This is a genomic window from Methylobacter sp. S3L5C (assembly GCF_022788635.1).
Classification (GTDB): domain Bacteria; phylum Pseudomonadota; class Gammaproteobacteria; order Methylococcales; family Methylomonadaceae; genus Methylobacter_C.
This window is the reverse complement of sequence record NZ_CP076024.1, coordinates 2,559,051-2,579,986: the sequence shown is the minus strand read 5'-3', so window position 1 is coordinate 2,579,986 and position 20,936 is coordinate 2,559,051. Positions and strand designations below refer to the sequence as shown.

Genomic DNA, 20,936 nt, shown 5'->3' with positions numbered 1-20,936 from the left:
ACTGAACCGCTGCACTGGCCGTGGTGCTATGGGAATTGAATCAGAGCTGTATCATGGAGGTGGACTGCTGGCAGAGGAAAAAAGCATACAGCCAACGTTTGCGCATTAATTTCTGGCAGGGTATCCGGATATTGAACAGCCGTAATTCGTAATTTAATGGGAAAAACAACCTCGATATAAGCGTATTAGCGCAGACTTTGCCTGCGCTGACCAAAGCAAGTCTACCGTTCCGCTTGCTTATTCCGGAAACGTTCAGCAACATTATTAAGAGAGCTATCATGACTACGCTCCTGGAGGTCCGCGTGGCAGGGTTCCCGGCAGGAAGGTTTCGATACAAATCATGTGTCCATGGCCACACTTCGGACAATCACGTAGCGATTTACCGGTGAGTTGTTGGTACCGATCGCGATAGTCTAACGCGGTATCGGAGAGTTTGATAGCGGGAGCCTGGGCGTTGAGCAACTGTCGGCAGCGAGCCAGCTTAACCGCCCGATAGCGATTGGCAAGAAGGCCGTAATGCCGGATCCGCTGAAACCCGCTGGGCAGTACATGCAGCAGGAAGCGACGAATGAACTCATTGGCATCCAGAGACATCACCTTCTGGCGCGAGTCATGTCGATAATCCTTCCAGTGAAAGCGGATCTTCCCATCGATGTAATCGATCAAACGATGATTGGCAATGGCTACTCGATGCGTATAGCGACCAAGATACGCGAGGACGTGCTGAGGGCCACCAAACGGTGGCTTGGCGTAAACTACCCACTTGACCTGTCGTACCGGAGTCAGATGCCGGGCAAAGGTATCGGGATTCTGCAGCGCTTCAAGTGCGTTAAAAAAGTGCAACTGCCCGGCATCAAAAGCAGCCTGCAATTGCTCCAGAAACAATCGGCGAAATAGTCGTGAAAGTACGCGCACTGGTAAGAAGAAGCCAGGACGACAGGCGATCCAGCGCTCACCATCGGCACTTAAGCCACCGCCCGGAACGACACAATGCAAATGCGGGTGATGCTGCAAATTCTGACCCCAAGTATGCAGTAGCGCGATGAAGCCGATTTCCGCGCCCAAGTGCTTGGGAGTAGCCGCGATCGTGCGCAAAGTATCGGCGGTGGCGTGAAACAAGATATCGTAGACCACGGCTTTATTCTGGTACGCAATCGCGGCGATGACCTCGGGCAGCGTAAAGACAACGTGGAAGTAGTCAACGGGCAGGAGGTCGGCCTGGCGATCTTCCAGCCATTGCATGCGGACCAGTGACTGGCATTTAGGACAGTGCCGATTACGGCAACTGTTGTAGGCAATACGCTGATGGCCGCAGCTATCGCACTGCTCAACATGGCCGCCGAGAGCGGCGGTGCGGCAACGCTCGATCGCACTCATCACACAGCGTTGCCCACGACTGAGAGACTCCGTGTATTGCTGGCGATAGGCAGGGCCGGCCTGGCGAAAGATATCCGCTACCTCGAGTCCGGAGGTACCCATTACTCACCTCATCAGAAATAAGCGGGTGACACAGAGGTTACCGCAGGGCCTGTAACCTGCGGTAAGCAGTCAAAGGGACTGGCGGTAGCACACACGGTAGTGGTGGCAACCTTCAGGTAACGCGAGGTGGTGGCCAGACTGCGATGACCCAACAGCAGTTGAATGGTACGTATATCGGTGCCGGATTCCAGTAAGTGCGTGGCAAACGCATGCCTTAGCGAGTGCGGAGTAATAGGCTTGGCTATTCCTGAAGCACGGTGGGCTTTCTGGCAGGCCAATTCGACGGCATTCCGGGTAATAGGCTGACCAATCAGATCACCCGGAAATAACCACAGCGCCGGACGCAGGGCTTTCCAGTAGGCCCGCAACACCTCGAGCAAGCGCGGCGAGAGCATAACGTAGCGATCCTTACGCCCTTTACCTTGATCAACACGTAGCGTCATGCGTTGGCTGTCGATGTCGGTAACCTTGAGATGGATCGCTTCGGAGACCCGCAATCCAGCTGCGTAAGCCGTCATGAGAATTGTTCGATGCTTGAGGCTGTCGATCGAACCGAGGAAGTGCATGACTTCCTCACGACTGAGAATCACCGGGAGCTTGAAGGGCCGCTTGGGTATCGGAATTTCATTGACTGCCCAGTCGCGCTTTAGGGTGATTTTGTACAAAAATCGCAATGCGCCGGTGGCGACACTGATACTGCTCGGCGACAGCCTGCGGGTATTCGTCAAATAGAGCTGGTAGGTGCGAACCGCTTCCGGGCCGAGTTTTTCTGGCGAGCAGTGAAAATGTTCTGCGTAAGAGAGAATCTGTTGCAGGTAGGCCGATTGGGTATTATCGGCAAGGTTGCGGATACCCATGTCTTCGATCATCCGCTGACGTAAATGAGTCATGGCAAATCTCCTGATCGGGAGGGTGAATGAAATGCTGTAAGCAGCACCGTTATCATTCTCCGAGTGGAGTATTTTGTAAATCTCTTAGTGAGAACCAGAAGCCCGCAACTACCGCGTTAGCGGTTTAGTACAGCGACCCCTATGTATAGTATAGTAGTCAACTATGTATAGTGTGTAGATGGTTACATGCTGCGAAGCGCTATTTCATTGGTTTACAGCAAAATTTAAACCTATTAGCTTTACATAGTTTCGCTGGTGTTCTGAAGTGGGAAATCCACCAGACTCAGGAAATTGTATAAATTCTTCTCACTTTCATTCAGTCGTTGGCCAACTTCGCGGTGAAGGAAAAGGAAATGGGGTAATTCCATAAATCCGACACAAAAATGTACTGCTAAATCCCCCAGATGATGGTTGATCAGGCACTGTAACTATGTATAGAGCGCTACCAGCAATGTTAAGTAGCGCAAGGGGTACAAGTCGAAATGAAACATATCTATACATAGGGGCCGACTGCTGACGATCTCGGCAGTCAAATTTTGGCATTTATCAGCAGAGCAGTTCAGGTTACTTTTGTTAAAACGAATTAACAAAAGTAATTCATTTTCTGAACCATTTATTACCCAAGCGGTATTGGTAGTACAGAAAAAAGCGCTAAAAAGATATTCAGTAGGCACAAAATAGCTGGTGTTAACCGGCGATGCCTAAATACAATCCCATTAATATTTTGCTTTTATAACTTCACAGCATTGCTACGCAGCCTACCATGCTTATTTTTTAGACATAAAAAAGTAAATAGTTTGGCATTTAAGAACCATTTTATTGTTTTCTTTCTCGACAGCCATGCACGTTTCCATTTTTGAACGGCCAGGAGCAGCCTGCTTAAGCAATTTACCGTCTTCAATCGAATAATTAAGCGAAGCACGAAGTGTATCAGCTCGAGCATGAGCATCAGAGTCTTGGGAAACACCATCTATGGTTCCATCATTTTTAAAAGTCCAAGTACTGTTTAAGCTTCTTGATTTACTGCCGTCACTCTGAAGAGACTCTTTATCAATTTGCCAAGTACCTAAAATATCGGCTTGAGTTAAAGGAACGTCAGCAACTGAAGAAAAAGAAAAAAGCATTAAAGCAGAAACAAAAAGTATTTTAGATCGCATGGCAAAAACCTTATGGGTCGTTTTTAAGAGTTGGCATTGTAACACTAGAGCCCCGACCGATTATATTAATAAGCGCCCTAATGTATTCTCGTCTGATGTATATGTGAACTGAACGCAGCAAGGTCTAATATGCAAGGCGTCAATAGCGTAGGGTATTTCGCCGAATGTTGAACTTTAATCCTTCGGCGCAATACGCTACGCTAATGCGCCCAACTTTTAATCCGTCTTACGGCCTTGCTTTATTAAAACTCGCTTCCGGCTCAAGCAAAGGCATATCGCTAATAATATTTTTCAAATTGTCATCAGTAAAGGATGGTTGGTAGCAATATTTATTGAACAAGCAGCTAGATATGTTTAAACTAATGTATAAATATATATTATTGAAGGGTTCTGTTATGACTGAAGTTGTGTTAGATATAAAACAGTGGGGAAATAATTTAGGGGTACGCTTACCGGTAGCTATTGCCCGCGAGGCTCATCTAAAAGCCCATCAAAGCGTACGCTTAACCGTTGCCGAAGGTCAGATTATTATTACCCCGATAATCAATAAACCGTTGACGCTGGAACAGCGCTTGGCTGCTTTTGACCCTAAACGGCACGGCGGTGAAGCCATGGCGGTACAAGAAAGGTTAGGCGCAGAACAATGGTAAAAAAAACCGGCGTTTGGTTACCTGATCGTCAAGACATCATCTGGATTGATTGTAACCCTCAAGTCGGGCAAGAAATGCGTGATATTCATCCTTTTTTGGTGTTATCACCGCAAATTTTTAACAACAAAACATCCTTGGTTATTGGGTTACCGATGACCACAGCCGCCTATAATTCGGATAATCCTTTTGCAGTTGCTGTTGGTAAAGCTTCAGGTCGTAAGCTTGAAAAAACCAGTTACGTACTTTGTCATCAACCCAAATCTTTCGATTGGCGAATACGTGCTGCAAAACCGCATCCTTTGGGAAAATTGCAGGATGACTTTTTTATTGAAGTTTGCGAGCAGCTCAATCAAATTATTCAGCTGGCTTAAAAATGGGTAAAAAATAGTTGGCCTATTACCGAATCAATGCAAGGCTTGTAATGAAATTGCTCAAGGCATAGTAGCGGCGGATCGTAACAAAATCATCGATCAAATAACAGCCTTAGCTTGTGGGGAGATACGCCAAGCGCCACCCATGATATTTCGAGATTGCTACAGCTAACATTCTAGCTGGGCTAAATGCTATTAGAGATTAATTTACACGTAAACGACGATTTTTTGAGGTGCGCTGAACGACCGCTATACGACATTGTACTAAACCGCTAACGCGGTAATTACGGGCTCCTCGTCCTCGCTGGGATATTTACAAAGTCCTCCAATCGGGAAATGATGACGATGCTGCTCGCAGCATTTCACTAATCCCCGATCAGGTGTAATGGTCAAGTAAAACCGGACACTTTCTTAAGCAGTCTTCTTGTAAAATTCCCGTTCAAATTCCAGCGGAGATTGGTAGCCTAATGTTGAATGCAATCGTTTGCCATTATAAAACGCCAAATAATCAATAATACTCAGCTTTGCCGCCTCTTTAGCTTTGAATTTTTCGTAGTTTAGTTGTTCATGTTTTAAGCTTCGAAAAAATCGCTCGGTCGGCGGTCGAGTAAACCGAAGGGAACTGCCCCCTTCAGTTTCTCACAGAACCGTACGTGAGCCTCTCGACTCATACGGCTCTTGTTATTTAGCCATCCAATTCCAAACTCGCCAATGTGCAAACAACAATAGATTTTCTAAGTACAATTTTCGCAACCATTCACCAGTGCATATTCTGGCTCAACCTGAACAGTCATTCTGATCCAAGCTGAACACCTATTCTGATTTAATTTGAACACTGATTCTGGTTTCAAGCTGAACACTTTTCTGGGTTTTTCCAGAATCAGTGTTCAAGTTGCCAGAATGGCTGTTCAGATTGCCAGAATCCCGCCTAACGCATTGTTTATTCAATCAGACTATCCTTTCCGCCTTTTATGGAAAGAATATGTCAGCGAAGAGAACAGCAATGCGAAAATTACGAGAAGTACTCAGACTCAGCTACAGCGCGAAATTAAGTATCCGACAAATCAGTGCCAGCACCAAAATCAGTATTGGCAGTATCCAAAACATCTTGAAACTGGCCGCACAGCTAAATATAACCTGGCCGCTACCGGAAGATTGCGATGATCAAGCTTTAGCTCTGAAGTTTTACCCCAAATCGGATGCTCAGCCTTCCGCTAAATTTCAAGAGCCGATCTGGACAGATGTCCATATGGAGTTAAAGAAAAAAGGCCTGACCAAACAGTTGCTCTGGGAGGAATATACCCAGCAGTACCCGAACCGTTGCTATAGTTACTCGCAGTTCTGTGCCCGCTATGCTGACTGGCGAAAGAAACAAAAACGTTCCATGCGGCAGACCCATCGCGCTGGTGATAAATTGTTTATCGATTATGCAGGGCCCACGATGCCCGTGGTCTGCGCGTCAACCGGCGAAATTCGCACCGCGCAGATCTTCGTGGCGGTGTTGGGTGCCTCCAACTATACCTTTGCCGAAGCGACCTGGAGTCAAAGCCTACCGGATTGGCTGGGCAGCCATGTACGGGCCTTTGAGTTTTTTGGCGGTACACCCGTTATGTTGATCCCTGATAATCTAAAAAGCGGGGTGACTAAAGCCTGTCGTTACGACCCTGAACTCAATCCCAGCTATCAACAGTTGGCAGCCCATTATTCTGTCGCGGTGATGCCTGCCAGGCCCTATAAGCCCAAAGATAAAGCTAAAGCGGAGGCCGGTGTTTTATTGGTCGAACGCTGGATTATGGCCAAGTTGCGCCATCAAGCTTTTTTCTCGCTGGCAGAGCTGAATCACTGTATCAGTGCCTTATTGACCGAGCTGAATCTAAAACTCTTCAAGCAAATGCCAGGCTGTCGTCAACAGTGGTTTGAAACGCTGGATCGACCGGCCCTGTCGCCGCTACCCAAGTACGCTTACCAGTACACCGATATCAAAAAGGCTCGTGTCAACATCGATTATCACCTGATCTACGACCAGCACCTGTACTCGGTGCCACATCACTGCGTAGGCGAACAAGTGGAACTCCATGCCGGTGACAAACTGATTGAGGTCTATTTTCACCACAACCGCATTGCTACTCATGTTCGCAAATATTACCCAGGGGGCCCAGGCATGACCACCGAACCAGGGCATATGCCGGAACAGCATGCCCAACATCAACAATGGACGCCAGGACGGTTAATGAACTGGGCGCAATCAATAGGGCCTGAGGTGCTGGTGTGGGTGAAGGGGCAGTTACAATCCAGAGCAGGCTTACCGTGTCTGTCTGGGCTTATTAAGCCTCAACCGAACTTACGCCGCCGAGCGCTTAAACAAAGCCTGTGCGATCGCCAACCAAGAAGCCCTGTTCAAATTGAAAAACGTGAAAGCCATTTTACAAAGTAACAGAGATAAACTGCCTGAGACAGCGCCGGTACAACTGTCGTTATTGCCTCAGAACCATGTCAACATTCGTGGTGCAAAGAGCTTCCACTAAGCCCTAAAGCGTTGAGCAAGCAGGGTTTAAGAAGGCTCTGCTTACTCATATCTCTCCTTAAAACATAGGACATTAACATGATTGAAACCACTCTCAGCCAACTACGCCAATTAAAACTAATCGGTATGGCCGCTGCGCTGCAAACCCAGTTGGACCAACCTGGTACCCATGAAGGCTTAGCCTTTGCCGAACGCCTGCAATTATTAGTCAATCATGAAGAACAGCAGCGTAATCAGCGTAAACAAGAGCGTTTAACACGCGCTGCGCAGTTCAAACTCAAGGCGTATGCCAAAGATATTGATTATCAAAGCAGTAGAGGCTTACAGAAGTCTCAAATGGCCTCATTGCTGATGTGTGACTGGTTAAAAAAAGCCCAGAACCTGTTGTTGACTGGCCCTTGTGGCACGGGCAAAACTTATATCGCTTGCGCACTCGGTCATCAAGCTTGTCTGAAAGGTTACAGCGTAAGATATTACCGGCTTCCGCGGCTGATCCTTGCCTTGACACAGGCCAAAGCCGACGGTAGCTACAGTAAATTGCTAAAAGCGATAGCCGGTCTGGATGTGCTAATTATTGATGATTGGGGCTTGGAGCCTTTGAGTGCGGCCACTCGAAATGATTTAATGGAAATCATGGATGATCGTTATGAGCAGTCAGCAACCATCATTATCAGCCAATTGCCGACAGAACAATGGTATGAAGCAATTGGTGATAATACCTTGGCCGACGCCATTTTAGATCGGCTAATGCACAACGCCCACCGGATGAATTTACAAGGCGAATCGATGCGAAAAAAAATGAATTCCTTGACCCAAGTTGAACACTTGGAGTAAAAATTCACTTCCACTGATGCGTTAGGTTCCCCCTGCGTCAGAATAGTTGTCGCCTCAAATTTTAAGAAAAAATAAAATTTGAGATTCAAAATGAAAAAATATAAAAGGTATTCAGTAGGCTTCAGAGAGCAGGCCCTGGTAAAAGTATACAATCGTGGTAATGACCAATCAGTTCAGTCCGTCGCAAACGAATTGAATATCCATTTAACAACCTTGAAGGCTTGGATGAAACAGAAGGAACAGAACGTCAAACCTGCACCCCGGAAATCAAAGCGTCCCGAGGATTGGAGTTCTGAAGAACGTTTTACCGCTTTACAAAAAACCTATAATTTGATCGGTGAAGACTTAAATGCCTGGTGTCGTGAACGCGGCGTTTTTATTCATCAACTGGAGCAGTGGAAAACAGATTTTTGTAGCCAGGGTGACTCAGTAGGCAAACGTGAAGAAGCGCGGATTTTACGTACATTGAAAGAAGAAAACCAAACTCTTGAGCGCGAATTATTACGTAAAGACAAGGCCTTGGCAGAGGCCGCAGCGCTGTTGGTGCTGCAAAAAAAGTTCCGTGCGCTCTTGGGGGGAGAGGTCGAATGACTCCCCACGAAGAGCGCAAGCAAGTGATTGTTTTACTGAATGAATCGGTAACAGCGGGGGCTCGCAAAGCTAAAGCCTGTGAGGTGCTGGGCCTGAGCGAACGGACCTTGCAACGCTGGCAGACCGGTGAGACGATTCACTGCGATCAACGCCCTTTGCGTGACTATCAACCGCCACACAAACTAACAGCAATCGAGCGCACCGAGGTGCTGACACTCGCCAATTCAGATGAATTTGGTCATCTGCCACCGAGTCAGATCGTGCCACGACTGGCCGACCAAGGCAGCTATCTGGCGTCTGAGTCGACCTTCTATCGCATCCTGCGCGAGGAAAAACAGCTTACCCATCGGCGTAGCGAACGGCCAGTTCAAATACGCACCAAGCCGCGCGCGGTCTGTGCTACAGCACCTAATCAACTGTACAGTTGGGACATTACTTATCTGCCATCACTGATCCGTGGACAGTTTTTCTATCTGTATCTATTTGTTGATATTTTCAGCCGAAAGATCGTCGGTTGGCAGGTATATGAAGAAGAAAACAGCGCCTTGGCTGGCGAATTGTTACGTGATCTTTGTCATCGTGAAGGTATACAGGCAGAACAGCTTATCCTGCATTCTGACAACGGCAGCCCAATGAAGGGATCGACTATGCTGGCGACCTTGCAACAGCTTGGTGTCATGCCTTCGTTTAGTCGGCCATCGGTTAGCAACGATAATCCGTACTCAGAATCGCTGTTTAAGACCTTGAAATATCGTCCTAACTATCCGCTAAAGCCGTTCGCCGATGTTACGGAAGCGCGTCAGTGGGTCACAAGCTTAGTGGAATGGTACAACCATGAGCATCGTCACAGCGCTATCCGCTTTGTTACACCAGCACAACGTCATGAAGGCTTGGACGACAAGCTTCTGGATAACCGTAAAGCCGTCTACAAAGCAGCACGTGCTAAACATCCGCAACGCTGGACTGGAAGCTCCCGTAATTGGGGAAAAATCCAGACAGTCCACCTTAACCCAGACAAGGCCTAAACAAAAAAATGCTATCAAGGAAGTGATTATTCAGAAAACAAACCAGAGTAAGATTTAACCGTCGATGCGACAACTACATTGACAATTACCGGGTTTTAGGTGTTCAAGTTCAACCAGAATTAGTGTTCAAATTAAACAGAATACGCAGCTTTTAACGCTTTACGACTTACAGCAGGTGAAAAACTAACGAAAAACCTGCCATCACGGCTCCGACTACTTCTTGGTCTGAATGTGTAACCCAGAAAATCAAAGCTCTGAATTGGATAATCCCCATTACGGTTAGTATCCTTGCAATAAACAATCTTGGTTTTCTCTGGGCAAAGCTCAAGTTTACATTGAGTAAATCGTACTTTTATTTTACTTTCAATATATTCCAGCTGCTTCTGACTGCGACAATGCACTACAATATCGTCAGCATATCTTTCAAAATGAATGCAGGGAAATTCTTTGTGCATCCATTGATCAAAGCCAAGATGAAGAAATATATTTGCCAGTAACGGACTAATCACGCCCCCTTGTGGAGTGCCTTGCGTACGTTGCAATAGCTCACCATTTGGGAGAATGACATCGGCTTTTAACCAACGTTCGATGTAAAGCAGTGTCCATTTACACTGAGTAAATTTTGATACGCCTCTCAATACTAATGCATGATCTAAAGCATCAAAGAATCCTTTAATATCCATATCTAAAACCCAGTCATCTCTCCAGCACCGCTCACGGGCTTTCGCTATGGCGTCAAGCGCTGATTTTCCCGGACGATACCCATACGAATCAGGGTGAAAGTAAGGTTCCACAAGGGGTTCCAAACGTTTCTTAATGACCATTTGTGCAATTCTGTCCGAAATGGTTGGTATTCCTAGTGGCCGTACCTGACCATTAGACTTCGGAATCTCTACACGCCTTACGGGTGGAGGGAAATAACTTCCTGATGACAGTCGATTCCAGATTTTATACAAATTGTTTTTCAATTCAGACTCAAAATCCTCCATTGTTTGCCCATCAATACCTGCAGAGCCTTTATTGGCTTTGACAGATAAATAGGCGTCCCACACCTCTTTTTTAGATAAATTAAATGACTTTGCCAAAATTAACTGCTCCTCCCATTATTTGGTTGACAGCTAGGTTTGACCAAATAACGCAACCCCTTTGCTCCACGCCCATTACAGTCGCTTCATCACTACTACGAGTTGCTCCGCCCCTCTGGTTTACATTGGTACTTGCAAAGTAACTTAATTTCATCACTTCTCTTCCCTTAACATTAAACCAGTAGGTTCCCACGTTCCACATAAGAGCCTGAATCAAGATCATGCAGCCTCTACACCGAACGCCACCCAGCCCATAAACAGGTGCTGTCTGGATTTGTCCCGAGTCAATAACTCTACTCGGTTTTGACGTTAGTTTAATTGCTTTTCGACATGTCATCGACTGTTCACTTTCGTTCATCTTCTTGATCCTCACCTGACACTTTAAACGTGCCTTTTCCAACGACGCTCACTACCATAGCTTTTGACTACAGCAGCTCGTGGTGGTTTGAAGCCGAGTCCTGTAACCAGACTTCGAGGGGCCAACCCTCATCTCCTACACAGCAAGTATTCAAAAAAAAAGACTTCGTCCTTCTTGAATCCTTCGTGGCACACCATTATCCCAATAATTACCTTTATGGCTCATACTCTGTTGCATCTTCATTATTCCTAAATGACTTCGGTATTCATGGCTAGCATACTGGCTACCCCGATCCGAATGATGCACCAAGCCTGGTTCAGGTTTTCGCCGCCAAAACGCCATTTGTAAGGCATTAACACACAGTGAGGTACGCATGTTATCGGCAATGGACCAGCCCACTACTTGCCTGGAAAATAAATCAACGACAATCGCGACGTACAGCCAGCCTTCAAGAGTCCAGACGTAAGTAATATCGGTCGTCCAAACCTTATTGGGCGCAGCAACATCAAATTGCCTGTTTAACAGATTGGGAGCAATCGTCTCATTATGATCGCTATCTGTAGTCACTTGGAAACGTTTTTGGTAGCGTGGTTTTAAGCCCAATTTTTTCATCAATTGCCTTGCTTTATAGCGCCCGACCTGAATATCTTCTTTTATAAAAGCTTCCGATAAACGGCGAGAACCGTAAACGTTCTTGTTTTCTCCAAATAGCTCAATCGCCTTAGCTTCAAACTGTTTTTGGCGTATTTTTTTGTCAGTATCTTCAGGCATTTTCGCCCACGCATAAAAGGCGCTGGTACTAACCTGCATTACTTTACATAGCACGGTAACTGGAAAAGTCTTCTGTTGCTCTCGAATAAAACCGTATTTTATTGGAGTTCTTTCGCAAAGAAGACTGCGGCCTTTTTTACCCTAAAGGGCACCTTGTAATATCTCGCGCTCCATTCGCAATTGTTCAACTTCTTTGCGTAAGCGCGTTAACTCATCTTGATCGATTAAGTTCAAAACGCTTTTCTTGGCCGCCGATGGTGACGGCGATCTTTGTTCGGCTCTCACCCATCGCCCAATGGCGCTAAGGGAAATACCTAGTACTCAGTCAATCTGATAATGTCGGATAAAGTTTCTTCAGTTTTATCCGTGCATCCTCCGTGGTAAACCGCCATTTCATAGGCCGAGCAATAGTATTTCTTTTTTCTTGCCACGCAGAAATTTCTGTTTTTAAAGTTTCTTGATCTGGAATACGGCGATCCATACATTGCCGTGACAGGATGCTTAATTCTATCTCGGCCATATTTAACCAACTGCCATGCTTGGGCGTGTAGTGTATTTCTAGTTTTTCAAGAATTCTTCTCGCCTCTTTTGGCTCAAAGGCCTTATATAAAGAGGCACCAGTATGGGTATTCAGATTATCGATAACCAGGGTAATACGTTTAGCCTGCGGGTAATGGACATCAACCAGGTTACGTATTTGATGCGCCCAGTCAATGGCTGTTCTTTGATTGGTCACCTCAACAAACCGTTTGCCTTGCAAGGGTTCAAAAAACATAAAAACATTGCTCACGCCATTACGCTCATATTCCGTGTCGTACCGAGCGACCGTGCCAGGCTTTACCGGTATTGGTGTTCGCGTGTCTTTAATCTGTTGCTTGCTGCTTTCATCCATGCAAATCAGTGGTTGCGCTTCATCATAAGGTCGCTTGTAAACCTCAAGCGTATTTTCCATAGCACAAACAAACTCAGCATTTTTTTTAGCCGGAATACACCACTCTTTATTTTGCCAGGGTTTTAATTCGTTTTTTTTAAGGTTTGCCGGATAGTTTCATGCGATACACTTTCAATATAACCCAGCTCAACCATCTTCTGTCCAAGTAAACGTAATGTCCAGCGGCTACGCCCTTCAGGTGCATCGCCACAACTTAATGCGATCAAACGGGCTTCATTCTCTCCATCAATAGTACGACTTCTAACCCGAATTGACTTTGCCCGGTTTAAAGCCGATTCCAAGCCTTCTTGAACCAGTCGCTCCCGGACTCGTTCAACGGTACGTCTTGAAATACCAAAAGCTTCACTTATTGGCCGGTCCAGCCATTTTTCGCCTAACTCGCTAATATCCGCTTTGAGTAGTATTTCAGCGTGTAACCTTTTATGAGCGGCCACTTTTCCAGTATGGATCAAATTCCCCAAATAAGCGCGTTCATCTTCCGTTAGTCGTACTATGTATTTCTTTTTCAATGGTGTTTATTTATGTCAAAGTAAAAGATATTATATGGGGACTATTATTCGACATATCAACGCTGACTGAGTACTAGATTATCGGCTGCTTGCTTTTGTGTATAGCCTTTTTCATTAACTAACTTGGCCGCATCTTGTTTAAATTCAATCGTGTAATTGGGTCGTTTTTGCTTAGTTTTATTACTCATATTCACCTCTGTTGACATTATAAAGCTGTCTTTAGAAGTGTCCTGTTTAATTAAACCATTTCAAATCAGATAATTAGGATGTTAAGTGACGAAATGATTGCCCTATGTGCAAAGTAAACGCCGACTACTTAAATGCTGTCCTTCATGCCGGTAAAATTGTAGTGAAAAATTTATAATACCGGAGTCCCTGAATAAATGAGTGGGGGTGTTTCCTGTATAGCGGGTTTTACAAAACTACCGGAAATTATAAAAATTATTTTGGGTTTACAGTTCTTTACATGACGGGGGGTCTTCTGTGAAGTTGGTCGTCGGGAGTCTGGATTAATCTGTAAAGATAAAGCTGTGCAAAAATCGGTTTGACGGGGTGCGGTGGTGGTGGGTAGCCCTCCAGCAGGGAACAGATTTAATTTTGCCGGATTGGATTTTTGTTTTTTGAAAGTATCTACATAACGGCTATACAGCAAGGCTTGTATTTATTTACAAGACGACACAGAGAACCGTAACTATAAGGTTTTTTATGCCTGAAATACTGACAGGTATTGCGGTGATTTAGACGGCAATTTATTTTCAACTGGCACGTGAGTGGCACGTGGGAAATTTTAGGCAAAAAAAAGGGCTTAGTTTTTACGCTAAACCCTTGATTTATCTGGCTCCCCCGGACGGGCTCGAACCGCCGACCTAGTGATTAACAGTTACCCAGCCCACCACTTCTACAGCTCCCGAATTATCTACAATAAACCCCTGAAAGCCTTGTAATTACTGGACTTGTCACATTGCTTGACATTACTCTAGTATTCTCTAAAATGCTCTAAACACGGTTTAAAACATGACCCGGCCATGACCCGAGATTTTAACCTTTTAAGCAAAAAAACCTCATTTTAGACAGGGTGATGTGCTTTTAGACCGGGTGAACGAAATCACCGTGCCATGTTTATATATTATTTGGAGAACAAAAAATGGCTGAAAAAATTGGCTTTACTCAAGACCGAATTAAAAACCTACCTACCCCAGCAAAGGGACGCACTGACTATTATGATATTGATGTTCCGAAGCTAACATGCCGTGTAAGTAGTACGGGTGTAAAGTCCTTTGTTCTGCTCAAGTGGACAGGTAAAACCATGCAGCGCGTCACATTGGGACGTTTCCCGGATATGACAGTAAGCGACGCTCGAAAAAAGGCACAGGCAGCATTAACAGAGCTGGCACAAGGTATCAATCCCACCAACGAGAAACGCAAGCAGAAGCTACGAGGGATTACCCTGCAAGAATTATTAAATAATTACCTGTCCGATAAAACCGATTTAAGAGAAGCATCCATTCTGGACTACACCAAAAAAGTTAATCAGGGTTTTTCCGATTGGCTGGGGAAGCCTATCAACGAGATCAGCCGTGATATGGTGTTAACTAGAAGAAAACAGCTTGAAGGTGGCAGAGACAATAAACTCAGGGTACTACGCTTATTAATGCGTTATGCAGTCGTTACGCTAAAGGCACTGGATGAAAACCCGGTTGATGTTCTACGGGATGGTAGCTTATGGAGTACACCGACCCGCAAAAAAAGAATGATACCCAGCGACAGCTTGAAGGATTGGTTCGAGGCAGTTATAAAACTGGACAATGAAAAGGCAAAAGTTTATTTATTGCTCCTGCTCCATACTGGCCTACGAGATCAGGATGTTCGTTATCTGGAGTGGAAGGACATAGACTTTAAAAATGATTGTTTCATTACCCGCGATACCAAAAACCATTCTGATTTTACCGCGTACATTGCGCCACAAATAAAACCATACTTAAGAGGACTTCAAGCGCTAACTGGCGACAATCAATATTTGTTTCCGGGTGATTCCAGCGACGGCGTTATGAATATCCCAAAAAAGCCCATTGCTCAAGTTTGCAAAGAAACCGGAATTGATTTTTCAAGCCATGACCTAAAGCGCACCTTTTTAACGATTGGCGAAGCATCCATGATTCCCTTCTCATTATTGAAGGCACTGGCCAATCATAAAACTGATGGTGATGTTACTGGCGGTTATATCAATCCAGAAACAAAAACCTTAAAATCAGCTACGTTTAAAATTGCTGATTACATTCATCAACACGTTACCCCTGATGCTGAAAATGTTGTCAGTATTTTAAAGGCGGTATAATCAAATTTAACCGGATAGCTCGACGGAGCGATAAGCAAGACTCATTACCTTGTTTCCGGTTAATCCTTTCGTAATGCTGCACCTTAATGGAGTGTTTGCCATGAACTTAATAACACAAAAGCTGATTAATTTAAGAGACCTTTTGAAAAAAAGACTTGAAGATGAAAAGCCAACAGATAAAGAAAAAGAATTTAACCATCAACCTTACGGATATTTGGTACAGTCTTATTTAAAGTGCTGCGAAGGGTTACTATGGTATGACGCTACCCAATGCGATGATGTTGAGCTTACAGAACAGCAAAGGATATATAAAAAAAGCATGGGGCAAGAACTTATTGAGAACGAAGAAAAGTCTTTAGATTGTTTATTGTCAGCACATGAGCATCTTGGGTATGCCCAGGGAATGAGCACACGAAATTTATTTGTAAAAATAAGCGCGTCTAATAAGGCCATAAAAAGAAACGCTGAAAATAGATCGATAAAGAATGGCTGTATTGATTACTATAAATTGACACATGAAGCCCGCATCAATAGCTTAGATAAAAAATATCAGGCTGGCGAAAAAGATAAAGCGGCTATGGAGCTAACTAACCAACAGCCAATATCATTCAGAAAAGCGAGGGAATATATAAGCAACTACCTAAAAGAAAAAAAGTAAATACCTCCTGCTGGCACAGCGTACAGTTTACCGGCACAGCGTACAGACTGCTAGTAGCGGGCTTTCTACCCCTGCCACCTTTCGCCAAACTAACCACTATTTCAATAAAGAGAGTGGTTATTATTTATGGCAAAAACCCGTAGCATTTCATTAGACGAAAATATCATCGTCGATACTTCCGAAGCATCAATACTTATTTGTACACCTGAAAAGTCATTAATCAAATGGCGCTCTACTGGTGAACACAACATTCCTTTTATTAAGATTGGTCGTAATGTCCGATACAGGACAAAAGATTTAAGAGAGTGGATAGAAAAGCATGTTCAAGGCGGTGTAGCATGAAGATTGCCGCACCGGAGAAGTGCGACATTTCAAAACTACATACTTATTATACATTCACCATTAACGAACTAAAAGCCGCACTAATGGGCTTTGCACTTGCAGTCGATATACTGGCATTTGTCTTTGCTGTTGATTTGCTGGTAGGTGCTTCACTATGAAAAACGATGCAAAAACACAAAGAGCTATCGTGCTGGCTTGGTTGCTACTGCGCCCACTTAGTACGCTGGAAGCCCGTAAAGATTTGGATATTATGGCCCCAGCCGCGCGTATATTTGAGCTAAAGCAGCAGGGCCACAACATCGTAACTCACTGGACAATTGCCGATAATGGCAAAGCTAGACACCGTATTGCTTCTTATGTATTGCTGGCTCAAGTAGGTGATGTGTAATGACCATTGATGCCAAAATAGACCATATTTCCAATAGGCTCAAACGATCACTTTCAAATGCCGATTTTAAAGAATCTGACTTCATAACCATTCGAGTAAGCATTACTGATAAAGATGGTGTGCTTGTTTGTGCTGGCAAAATATCAGAGATTGACGAGCCTCAAAGGGCGCAACCATGAAGCCATTAATATTCCCGATACATGGCGAAGCGTTGGCAGCACGTCTACGATGGAACAATAAACCGGAATTAGTGATTGTCTGCATTGCCGGAGATTGCTTTACTAATGCTGAAAGCTGGAATAAGCACTCTAATTTTTCCGCGCTGGTATTGGGGCCGGAGCAGATCGAACCAGAAAAGTTAACCTGGGCTGTCAATAATTGTATTTGTTTGATCGAGTGGGACGTAGGCCCAACCGCTGAATTTATCATGCAGGTTGTTAAGTGCCTATTAAGATCGGGTGCATTAAGCGTCTCAGTCATGCCAATGTTTGTTAATCATGACCAACCTATTAAATATTTCTACCGAGACAAACAGCAATGGGTGACAAATCGAGAGAGCCTTAAAACGTATCATCCTAAAAAGGGGCTTGCCCATGTTGCCTGATGAAATTGATTATGAAGTTGATTATTCAACGATGCCGGACTATGAAAATTATAGTCAGCATGAAAATTTACAATTCCCGGTTAAACAGCAACTTTTCAGTGTGCCAACGCTACCCAGCTCAAACGTCAGAGACGGCACTCATAACACCCGCGCATTATCCGAGTTAGGCAATGCCGAGCGCCTAAGCGATGCTCATAGCGGAAACCTTCATTATGTTCACGATGCTAAGGCGTGGCTACATTGGCGGGATGGGGCGTGGAATTGGGATGTAGACGGGGCAGAGGTTAGGCGGTTAGCGGCAAAGTTACCACTGCAAATTTACAACGAGGGGTCTAATCATCTTGCCAACGCTGAATTTTTCGCCAAGTGGTCGAGAACAAGCCAGACAGAAAGAACCGTACTGGCCAGCGTATCAATGCTTTCGGACTTTTCGACAGTGCGCCTACCATTGGCGTTAGTCGATGCCGATTTGTTCAAGGTGGGATTTGACCACGCCAAACAAGTCATTGACCTTAAAACCGGAGTGGCACGACCTGCGCAACAATCAGACTTGATTACTAAATCATTAAATGTTTCAGAACTTGGGGAAGCGTCAAAGGCGATACGCTGGCAAGCATTTTTAAATCAGATATTTGATGATGATGCAGATCTTGTTGATTGGTTAAAACGCTGGTGCGGCTACTCACTGACTGGTGCAACTTCGGAGCAAATTTTTATATTTTGTTTCGGAGCTGGAGCTAATGGAAAATCAGTTTTTGGTGACATTCTACGTTATATCCTTTTGGACTACGCTCGTGCTATCGCTTCGGAAACCTTGACTGATTCCAAACGTGATGCAGGGGCCCCAAGTCCAGACCTTGCCGAATTGGTAGGTGCAAGAATGGCGATATGTGCAGAAACCGAGGACGGGCAAGCCCTTGCTGAAAGCTTGGTTAAGGGCCTGGTTAGTGGTGATGCAATGACGGTTAGAAAACTTCGATGTGATCCGTTCCAATTTTTGCCGCAATTTAAATTAACTCTCTTGGGAAACCACAAGCCCATTATCAAGGGCAACGATTACGGAATATGGCGGCGCGTTCGGCTGATACCGTTTAAGCGCATATTTAAGCCAGAGGAACGAGATGCAGGACTGGCTGATAAATTGAAGGCAGAAGCACCACATATTTTAGCGTGGATGGTCGAGGGCTGTCTTGATTGGCAGAAACGCGGGTTATCCGATACGCCTAAAACTATTCTGGAAGCAACAGGCAGTTATCAGGAGGAGCAGGACCTTGTCGGGGCTTGGCTATCTGAGTGCTGCGAATTGTCGCCACATAATGAAGCAATCGGCACAGATGTTTATGTCAGTTATAAAACTCATTGTATTGATAACGGGTTAAGACCCTATAGCAATATTGCATTAGGGCGCAAACTCAGTGAAAGAGGGTTTAATAGCAGAAGGTCGAACAGCGTAATCAGATGGTCAGGATTGTCTGTAATTTTTAGCGTAAATAATGCTTATGTAGCAAATTTTTAATAATCAGGCGGGATAGGCGGGATAAACACTGTTTTACCTATAACCCCACGGAAATATAATATATAGAGCTTAAGGCTAAAACGCCTTTTATCCCGCCTATCCCGCCTGATTTAATTAAAACCCCATTCAAACAGGATTTAAACAAATGAATATCGAACAAGAAAGAATTACTAAATTAACCAGAGAAATACTGGTAGGTGTCCAAAAACTTACGCTTGGCGACTTTAAAGACGCTAGCCTTGTGTCAGAGCAGATAACTAAACTTTCGCTTTACCGGGCGCACACATCGGAAGACATAAAGGATAAATTACTTATTGTCGCCAACTCTAACTGGCTGGATTGTGAGGACGCACTAATTGATTATATTGAAGCATGGGCTTATCAGGACTTTGATTTTATAGACCGTAATACATTGGTCTTAATGTCTGCGCTACAGGCCGAAGGTGAGACATTTGGTGATACTGATTGGTTGTTACTGCTTAATTCAGTAGATGCCGACATTAAGCGATTCTTATCTAAAATCAGCAGAGTATAGGAACCCCATAAAACCGCGCGTCCTGTTTATCTCAAGTATTGTTGGGTAACATGCAGGAGTGGGAATTTTCCCCCGTTCCTATTTCAACATACACCATTGGTGGGTGAGTTGGGGAAATTATCTCAGGTCAATGTGAGAGCAAGCGAAAAACCGCGTGATCTAATAATAGTGACAGATCGCAATAGGTGCTTCATGAGATAATGGCTATTTCTCGACACTAAAAATAGGAATCTCATGCAGATGCAAACATTAGCACAAGAAATTATTGAGACTATTGGACATGATGCAGCTATGAAAATTTTTGAGGTCTACGGTGGGACGCGAATCTATATACCAAAATATATAGCTGGGACAAATAAAATTCGTAATCAAAAAATTAGATTAGATCGGCTAGGTGGGGCAAGTGCCCGGCAATTATCAGAGAAATATAGAATCAATATAAGGAGAATATTTTTTATCTGCAAAAAACCTTTTTAGCCGGTTCGTGACGCTAAACGTGCCGCCAAGTTGAGCCACCTAATCACAGGCGCGGCAAGGGTTAATGGTTATGTTGAGCCACTTGGTCTCTAAAACACACCCATTTCATCAAATATTTTATTTATTTTTTCAAAAGAGTCCCTTTTGTCTTTCTGCAATGATTCTATTTCTGATTTCGTTAACATTCTTCTTTGAGTTGATGATGTACTTGGTTTCTGATTCGGTAAGGTAGTCGAATCTAAATATTTCAATTTCTTCATAGCTTCTAAAGGGTTATGGTGGTCATATAAATAGGTAGTTAAACTGCCTTTAATATATTAAAAATGGCTTTATTATTGTCCTTGCTTCGCTGTCTCAATGATTTTATTTCTAATGGACTCAAACGATTCTGCACGGATGAGATAATTTGCCTCTGATTCTGTAAGCTCTGCAAATCCATATTCAAATATTTCAATTTCTTCATAGCCCATCTTTATCCATATTTTATATAACCTAACACCACTCAACATACAGATTTACAGCTAAGTGAGCGCACTAATTGACATAGATACCCAATACCATGATGGACGGTAAATCGTAGCATGGACGCTGGCTTAATTACCATTGTAGACGCATTATAGACATTCACCATAACGAGAGCATGATGGGCGCATGAATTGAGTATAAACAAGGTCTAGCGTCCCATGATGAGCGCATGATGGGCGCATGGTGACCGCCCATCGTGACCGCTTCAAAGTATATTAGTCAACAGATACAGGCCCATAATGACCAACTTTATGCATGCAATCCGTGAATGATGGATTAAGAAATACCGGACTTTTTATTTATTGACAGCTTAGTAATCCATAACCTACAATTCGGTAACTTCACACATTGAAGTTTATA

At 44.4% G+C, this 20,936-nt stretch carries 21 protein-coding genes and 4 pseudogenes; 15 read left to right on the top strand and 10 right to left on the bottom strand.

Annotated elements, in window-relative coordinates; all coding sequences use genetic code 11:
* Positions 1 to 282 precede the first annotated feature (282 nt).
* The 3 genes from KKZ03_RS11525 to KKZ03_RS11515 form a co-directional block, all read right to left on the bottom strand.
* Positions 283 to 1,479, bottom strand: coding sequence for an IS91 family transposase (locus tag KKZ03_RS11525; RefSeq protein WP_243217003.1), 1,197 nt, complete (start codon positions 1,477 to 1,479; stop codon positions 283 to 285).
* Between the two features lie 11 nt (positions 1,480 to 1,490).
* Positions 1,491 to 2,369 (bottom strand): tyrosine-type recombinase/integrase, encoded by an 879-nt coding sequence (locus KKZ03_RS11520; protein WP_243217002.1) that lies wholly within the window; start codon positions 2,367 to 2,369, stop codon positions 1,491 to 1,493.
* A 767-nt stretch (positions 2,370 to 3,136) separates the two neighbouring features.
* A complete protein-coding gene (locus KKZ03_RS11515) occupies positions 3,137 to 3,526 on the bottom strand; it encodes a hypothetical protein (RefSeq protein WP_243217001.1) in 390 nt (129 codons plus the stop codon).
* A gap of 395 nt (positions 3,527 to 3,921) precedes the next feature.
* Here KKZ03_RS11515 and KKZ03_RS11510 point away from each other — a divergent pair, with 395 nt between their 5' ends.
* Both KKZ03_RS11510 and KKZ03_RS11505 read left to right on the top strand, forming a co-directional pair.
* Complete coding sequence (locus KKZ03_RS11510; protein WP_243217000.1) at positions 3,922 to 4,176, top strand: AbrB/MazE/SpoVT family DNA-binding domain-containing protein; 255 nt, start codon at positions 3,922 to 3,924, stop codon at positions 4,174 to 4,176.
* A complete protein-coding gene (locus KKZ03_RS11505) occupies positions 4,170 to 4,547 on the top strand; it encodes a type II toxin-antitoxin system PemK/MazF family toxin (RefSeq protein WP_243216999.1) in 378 nt (125 codons plus the stop codon). The genes KKZ03_RS11510 and KKZ03_RS11505 overlap by 7 nt, the downstream gene beginning before the upstream one ends.
* 411 nt (positions 4,548 to 4,958) lie before the next feature.
* On the opposite strand, the pseudogene KKZ03_RS22030 reads toward KKZ03_RS11505, so the two are convergent.
* Positions 4,959 to 5,132: pseudogene (locus tag KKZ03_RS22030) on the bottom strand (IS3 family transposase); the annotation flags it as partial.
* A 397-nt stretch (positions 5,133 to 5,529) separates the two neighbouring features.
* On the opposite strand from KKZ03_RS22030, the pseudogene istA reads away from it, so the two are divergent.
* The 3 genes and pseudogenes from istA (at position 5,530) to KKZ03_RS11490 (ending at position 9,521) form a co-directional block, all read left to right on the top strand.
* A pseudogene (gene istA, locus KKZ03_RS11500) lies at positions 5,530 to 7,072 on the top strand (IS21 family transposase).
* A 77-nt stretch (positions 7,073 to 7,149) separates the two neighbouring features.
* Positions 7,150 to 7,905 carry an IS21-like element helper ATPase IstB gene (istB, locus tag KKZ03_RS11495; protein WP_243216998.1) on the top strand — a complete coding sequence of 252 codons (756 nt, stop codon included), beginning with the start codon at positions 7,150 to 7,152 and terminating at the stop codon, positions 7,903 to 7,905.
* A 90-nt stretch (positions 7,906 to 7,995) separates the two neighbouring features.
* Positions 7,996 to 9,521, top strand: a pseudogene (locus KKZ03_RS11490) (IS3 family transposase).
* Positions 9,522 to 9,652: 131 nt separating this feature from the next.
* On the opposite strand, the gene ltrA reads toward KKZ03_RS11490, so the two are convergent.
* From ltrA to KKZ03_RS21790, 5 genes and pseudogenes are all read right to left on the bottom strand, one after another.
* On the bottom strand, positions 9,653 to 10,606 hold the full coding sequence (ltrA, locus tag KKZ03_RS11485) for a group II intron reverse transcriptase/maturase (RefSeq protein WP_243216997.1): 954 nt from the start codon (positions 10,604 to 10,606) through the stop codon (positions 9,653 to 9,655).
* Positions 10,590 to 10,964: a hypothetical protein gene (locus KKZ03_RS11480; RefSeq protein WP_243216996.1), complete on the bottom strand. Its 375-nt coding sequence runs from the start codon at positions 10,962 to 10,964 to the stop codon at positions 10,590 to 10,592. The genes ltrA and KKZ03_RS11480 overlap by 17 nt, the downstream gene beginning before the upstream one ends.
* A 150-nt stretch (positions 10,965 to 11,114) precedes the next feature.
* A pseudogene (locus KKZ03_RS11475) lies at positions 11,115 to 11,861 on the bottom strand (IS3 family transposase); the annotation flags it as partial.
* 199 nt (positions 11,862 to 12,060) lie between these two features.
* Positions 12,061 to 13,196 (bottom strand): IS630 family transposase gene (locus KKZ03_RS11470; RefSeq protein WP_243216995.1). Its coding sequence is split into 2 segments (ribosomal slippage): positions 12,061 to 12,767 and positions 12,767 to 13,196, totalling 1,137 coding nucleotides; the frame shifts between segments, so codons are not numbered across the junction.
* A gap of 56 nt (positions 13,197 to 13,252) precedes the next feature.
* On the bottom strand, positions 13,253 to 13,384 hold the full coding sequence (locus KKZ03_RS21790) for a hypothetical protein (protein WP_256451968.1): 132 nt from the start codon (positions 13,382 to 13,384) through the stop codon (positions 13,253 to 13,255).
* Between the two features lie 956 nt (positions 13,385 to 14,340).
* Here KKZ03_RS21790 and KKZ03_RS11465 point away from each other — a divergent pair.
* The 10 genes from KKZ03_RS11465 to KKZ03_RS11420 all read left to right on the top strand — a co-directional run bounded on the left by KKZ03_RS11465 (position 14,341) and on the right by KKZ03_RS11420 (position 20,051).
* Positions 14,341 to 15,531: an integrase arm-type DNA-binding domain-containing protein gene (locus tag KKZ03_RS11465; RefSeq protein ID WP_243216994.1), complete on the top strand. Its 1,191-nt coding sequence runs from the start codon at positions 14,341 to 14,343 to the stop codon at positions 15,529 to 15,531.
* 100 nt (positions 15,532 to 15,631) lie between these two features.
* Positions 15,632 to 16,189 (top strand): hypothetical protein, encoded by a 558-nt coding sequence (locus tag KKZ03_RS11460; RefSeq protein WP_243216993.1) that lies wholly within the window; start codon positions 15,632 to 15,634, stop codon positions 16,187 to 16,189.
* A 126-nt stretch (positions 16,190 to 16,315) separates the two neighbouring features.
* The gene (locus KKZ03_RS11455; protein ID WP_243216992.1) at positions 16,316 to 16,531 is read left to right on the top strand and encodes a helix-turn-helix domain-containing protein; all 216 of its coding nucleotides are present in this window, start codon (positions 16,316 to 16,318) and stop codon (positions 16,529 to 16,531) included.
* Positions 16,528 to 16,689: a hypothetical protein gene (locus KKZ03_RS11450; protein WP_243216991.1), complete on the top strand. Its 162-nt coding sequence runs from the start codon at positions 16,528 to 16,530 to the stop codon at positions 16,687 to 16,689. Before KKZ03_RS11455 ends, KKZ03_RS11450 begins: the two co-directional genes overlap by 4 nt.
* A complete protein-coding gene (locus tag KKZ03_RS11445) occupies positions 16,686 to 16,919 on the top strand; it encodes a helix-turn-helix domain-containing protein (RefSeq protein ID WP_243216990.1) in 234 nt (77 codons plus the stop codon). Before KKZ03_RS11450 ends, KKZ03_RS11445 begins: the two co-directional genes overlap by 4 nt.
* Complete coding sequence (locus KKZ03_RS11440) at positions 16,919 to 17,098, top strand: hypothetical protein (RefSeq protein WP_243216989.1); 180 nt, start codon at positions 16,919 to 16,921, stop codon at positions 17,096 to 17,098. Before KKZ03_RS11445 ends, KKZ03_RS11440 begins: the two co-directional genes overlap by 1 nt.
* On the top strand, positions 17,095 to 17,523 hold the full coding sequence (locus tag KKZ03_RS11435) for a hypothetical protein (RefSeq protein WP_243216988.1): 429 nt from the start codon (positions 17,095 to 17,097) through the stop codon (positions 17,521 to 17,523). Before KKZ03_RS11440 ends, KKZ03_RS11435 begins: the two co-directional genes overlap by 4 nt.
* A complete protein-coding gene (locus tag KKZ03_RS11430; RefSeq protein ID WP_243216987.1) occupies positions 17,513 to 19,039 on the top strand; it encodes a phage/plasmid primase, P4 family in 1,527 nt (508 codons plus the stop codon). Before KKZ03_RS11435 ends, KKZ03_RS11430 begins: the two co-directional genes overlap by 11 nt.
* A 145-nt stretch (positions 19,040 to 19,184) precedes the next feature.
* Complete coding sequence (locus KKZ03_RS11425) at positions 19,185 to 19,574, top strand: hypothetical protein (protein ID WP_243216986.1); 390 nt, start codon at positions 19,185 to 19,187, stop codon at positions 19,572 to 19,574.
* A gap of 234 nt (positions 19,575 to 19,808) precedes the next feature.
* A complete protein-coding gene (locus KKZ03_RS11420) occupies positions 19,809 to 20,051 on the top strand; it encodes a Mor transcription activator family protein (protein ID WP_256451967.1) in 243 nt (80 codons plus the stop codon).
* A 332-nt stretch (positions 20,052 to 20,383) separates the two neighbouring features.
* On the opposite strand, the gene KKZ03_RS11415 is transcribed toward KKZ03_RS11420, so the two are convergent.
* The gene (locus KKZ03_RS11415) at positions 20,384 to 20,521 is read right to left on the bottom strand and encodes a hypothetical protein (protein ID WP_243216984.1); all 138 of its coding nucleotides are present in this window, start codon (positions 20,519 to 20,521) and stop codon (positions 20,384 to 20,386) included.
* Positions 20,522 to 20,936: the final 415 nt, after the last annotated feature.

Bases quoted from the DNA above. Each gene is read 5' to 3' on its own strand.
- KKZ03_RS11525 (WP_243217003.1), bottom strand. From the start codon at position 1,479: ATGGGTACCTCCGGACTCGAGGTAGCGGATATCTTTCGCCAGGCCGGC.
- KKZ03_RS11520 (WP_243217002.1), bottom strand. From the start codon at position 2,369: ATGACTCATTTACGTCAGCGGATGATCGAAGACATGGGTATCCGCAAC.
- KKZ03_RS11515 (WP_243217001.1), bottom strand. From the start codon at position 3,526: ATGCGATCTAAAATACTTTTTGTTTCTGCTTTAATGCTTTTTTCTTTT.
- KKZ03_RS11510 (WP_243217000.1), top strand. From the start codon at position 3,922: ATGACTGAAGTTGTGTTAGATATAAAACAGTGGGGAAATAATTTAGGG.
- KKZ03_RS11505 (WP_243216999.1), top strand. From the start codon at position 4,170: ATGGTAAAAAAAACCGGCGTTTGGTTACCTGATCGTCAAGACATCATC.
- istB (WP_243216998.1), top strand. From the start codon at position 7,150: ATGATTGAAACCACTCTCAGCCAACTACGCCAATTAAAACTAATCGGT.
- KKZ03_RS11480 (WP_243216996.1), bottom strand. From the start codon at position 10,964: ATGAACGAAAGTGAACAGTCGATGACATGTCGAAAAGCAATTAAACTA.
- KKZ03_RS21790 (WP_256451968.1), bottom strand. From the start codon at position 13,384: ATGAGTAATAAAACTAAGCAAAAACGACCCAATTACACGATTGAATTT.
- KKZ03_RS11465 (WP_243216994.1), top strand. From the start codon at position 14,341: ATGGCTGAAAAAATTGGCTTTACTCAAGACCGAATTAAAAACCTACCT.
- KKZ03_RS11460 (WP_243216993.1), top strand. From the start codon at position 15,632: ATGAACTTAATAACACAAAAGCTGATTAATTTAAGAGACCTTTTGAAA.
- KKZ03_RS11455 (WP_243216992.1), top strand. From the start codon at position 16,316: ATGGCAAAAACCCGTAGCATTTCATTAGACGAAAATATCATCGTCGAT.
- KKZ03_RS11450 (WP_243216991.1), top strand. From the start codon at position 16,528: ATGAAGATTGCCGCACCGGAGAAGTGCGACATTTCAAAACTACATACT.
- KKZ03_RS11445 (WP_243216990.1), top strand. From the start codon at position 16,686: ATGAAAAACGATGCAAAAACACAAAGAGCTATCGTGCTGGCTTGGTTG.
- KKZ03_RS11440 (WP_243216989.1), top strand. From the start codon at position 16,919: ATGACCATTGATGCCAAAATAGACCATATTTCCAATAGGCTCAAACGA.
- KKZ03_RS11435 (WP_243216988.1), top strand. From the start codon at position 17,095: ATGAAGCCATTAATATTCCCGATACATGGCGAAGCGTTGGCAGCACGT.
- KKZ03_RS11430 (WP_243216987.1), top strand. From the start codon at position 17,513: ATGTTGCCTGATGAAATTGATTATGAAGTTGATTATTCAACGATGCCG.
- KKZ03_RS11425 (WP_243216986.1), top strand. From the start codon at position 19,185: ATGAATATCGAACAAGAAAGAATTACTAAATTAACCAGAGAAATACTG.
- KKZ03_RS11420 (WP_256451967.1), top strand. From the start codon at position 19,809: ATGCAGATGCAAACATTAGCACAAGAAATTATTGAGACTATTGGACAT.
- KKZ03_RS11415 (WP_243216984.1), bottom strand. From the start codon at position 20,521: ATGGGCTATGAAGAAATTGAAATATTTGAATATGGATTTGCAGAGCTT.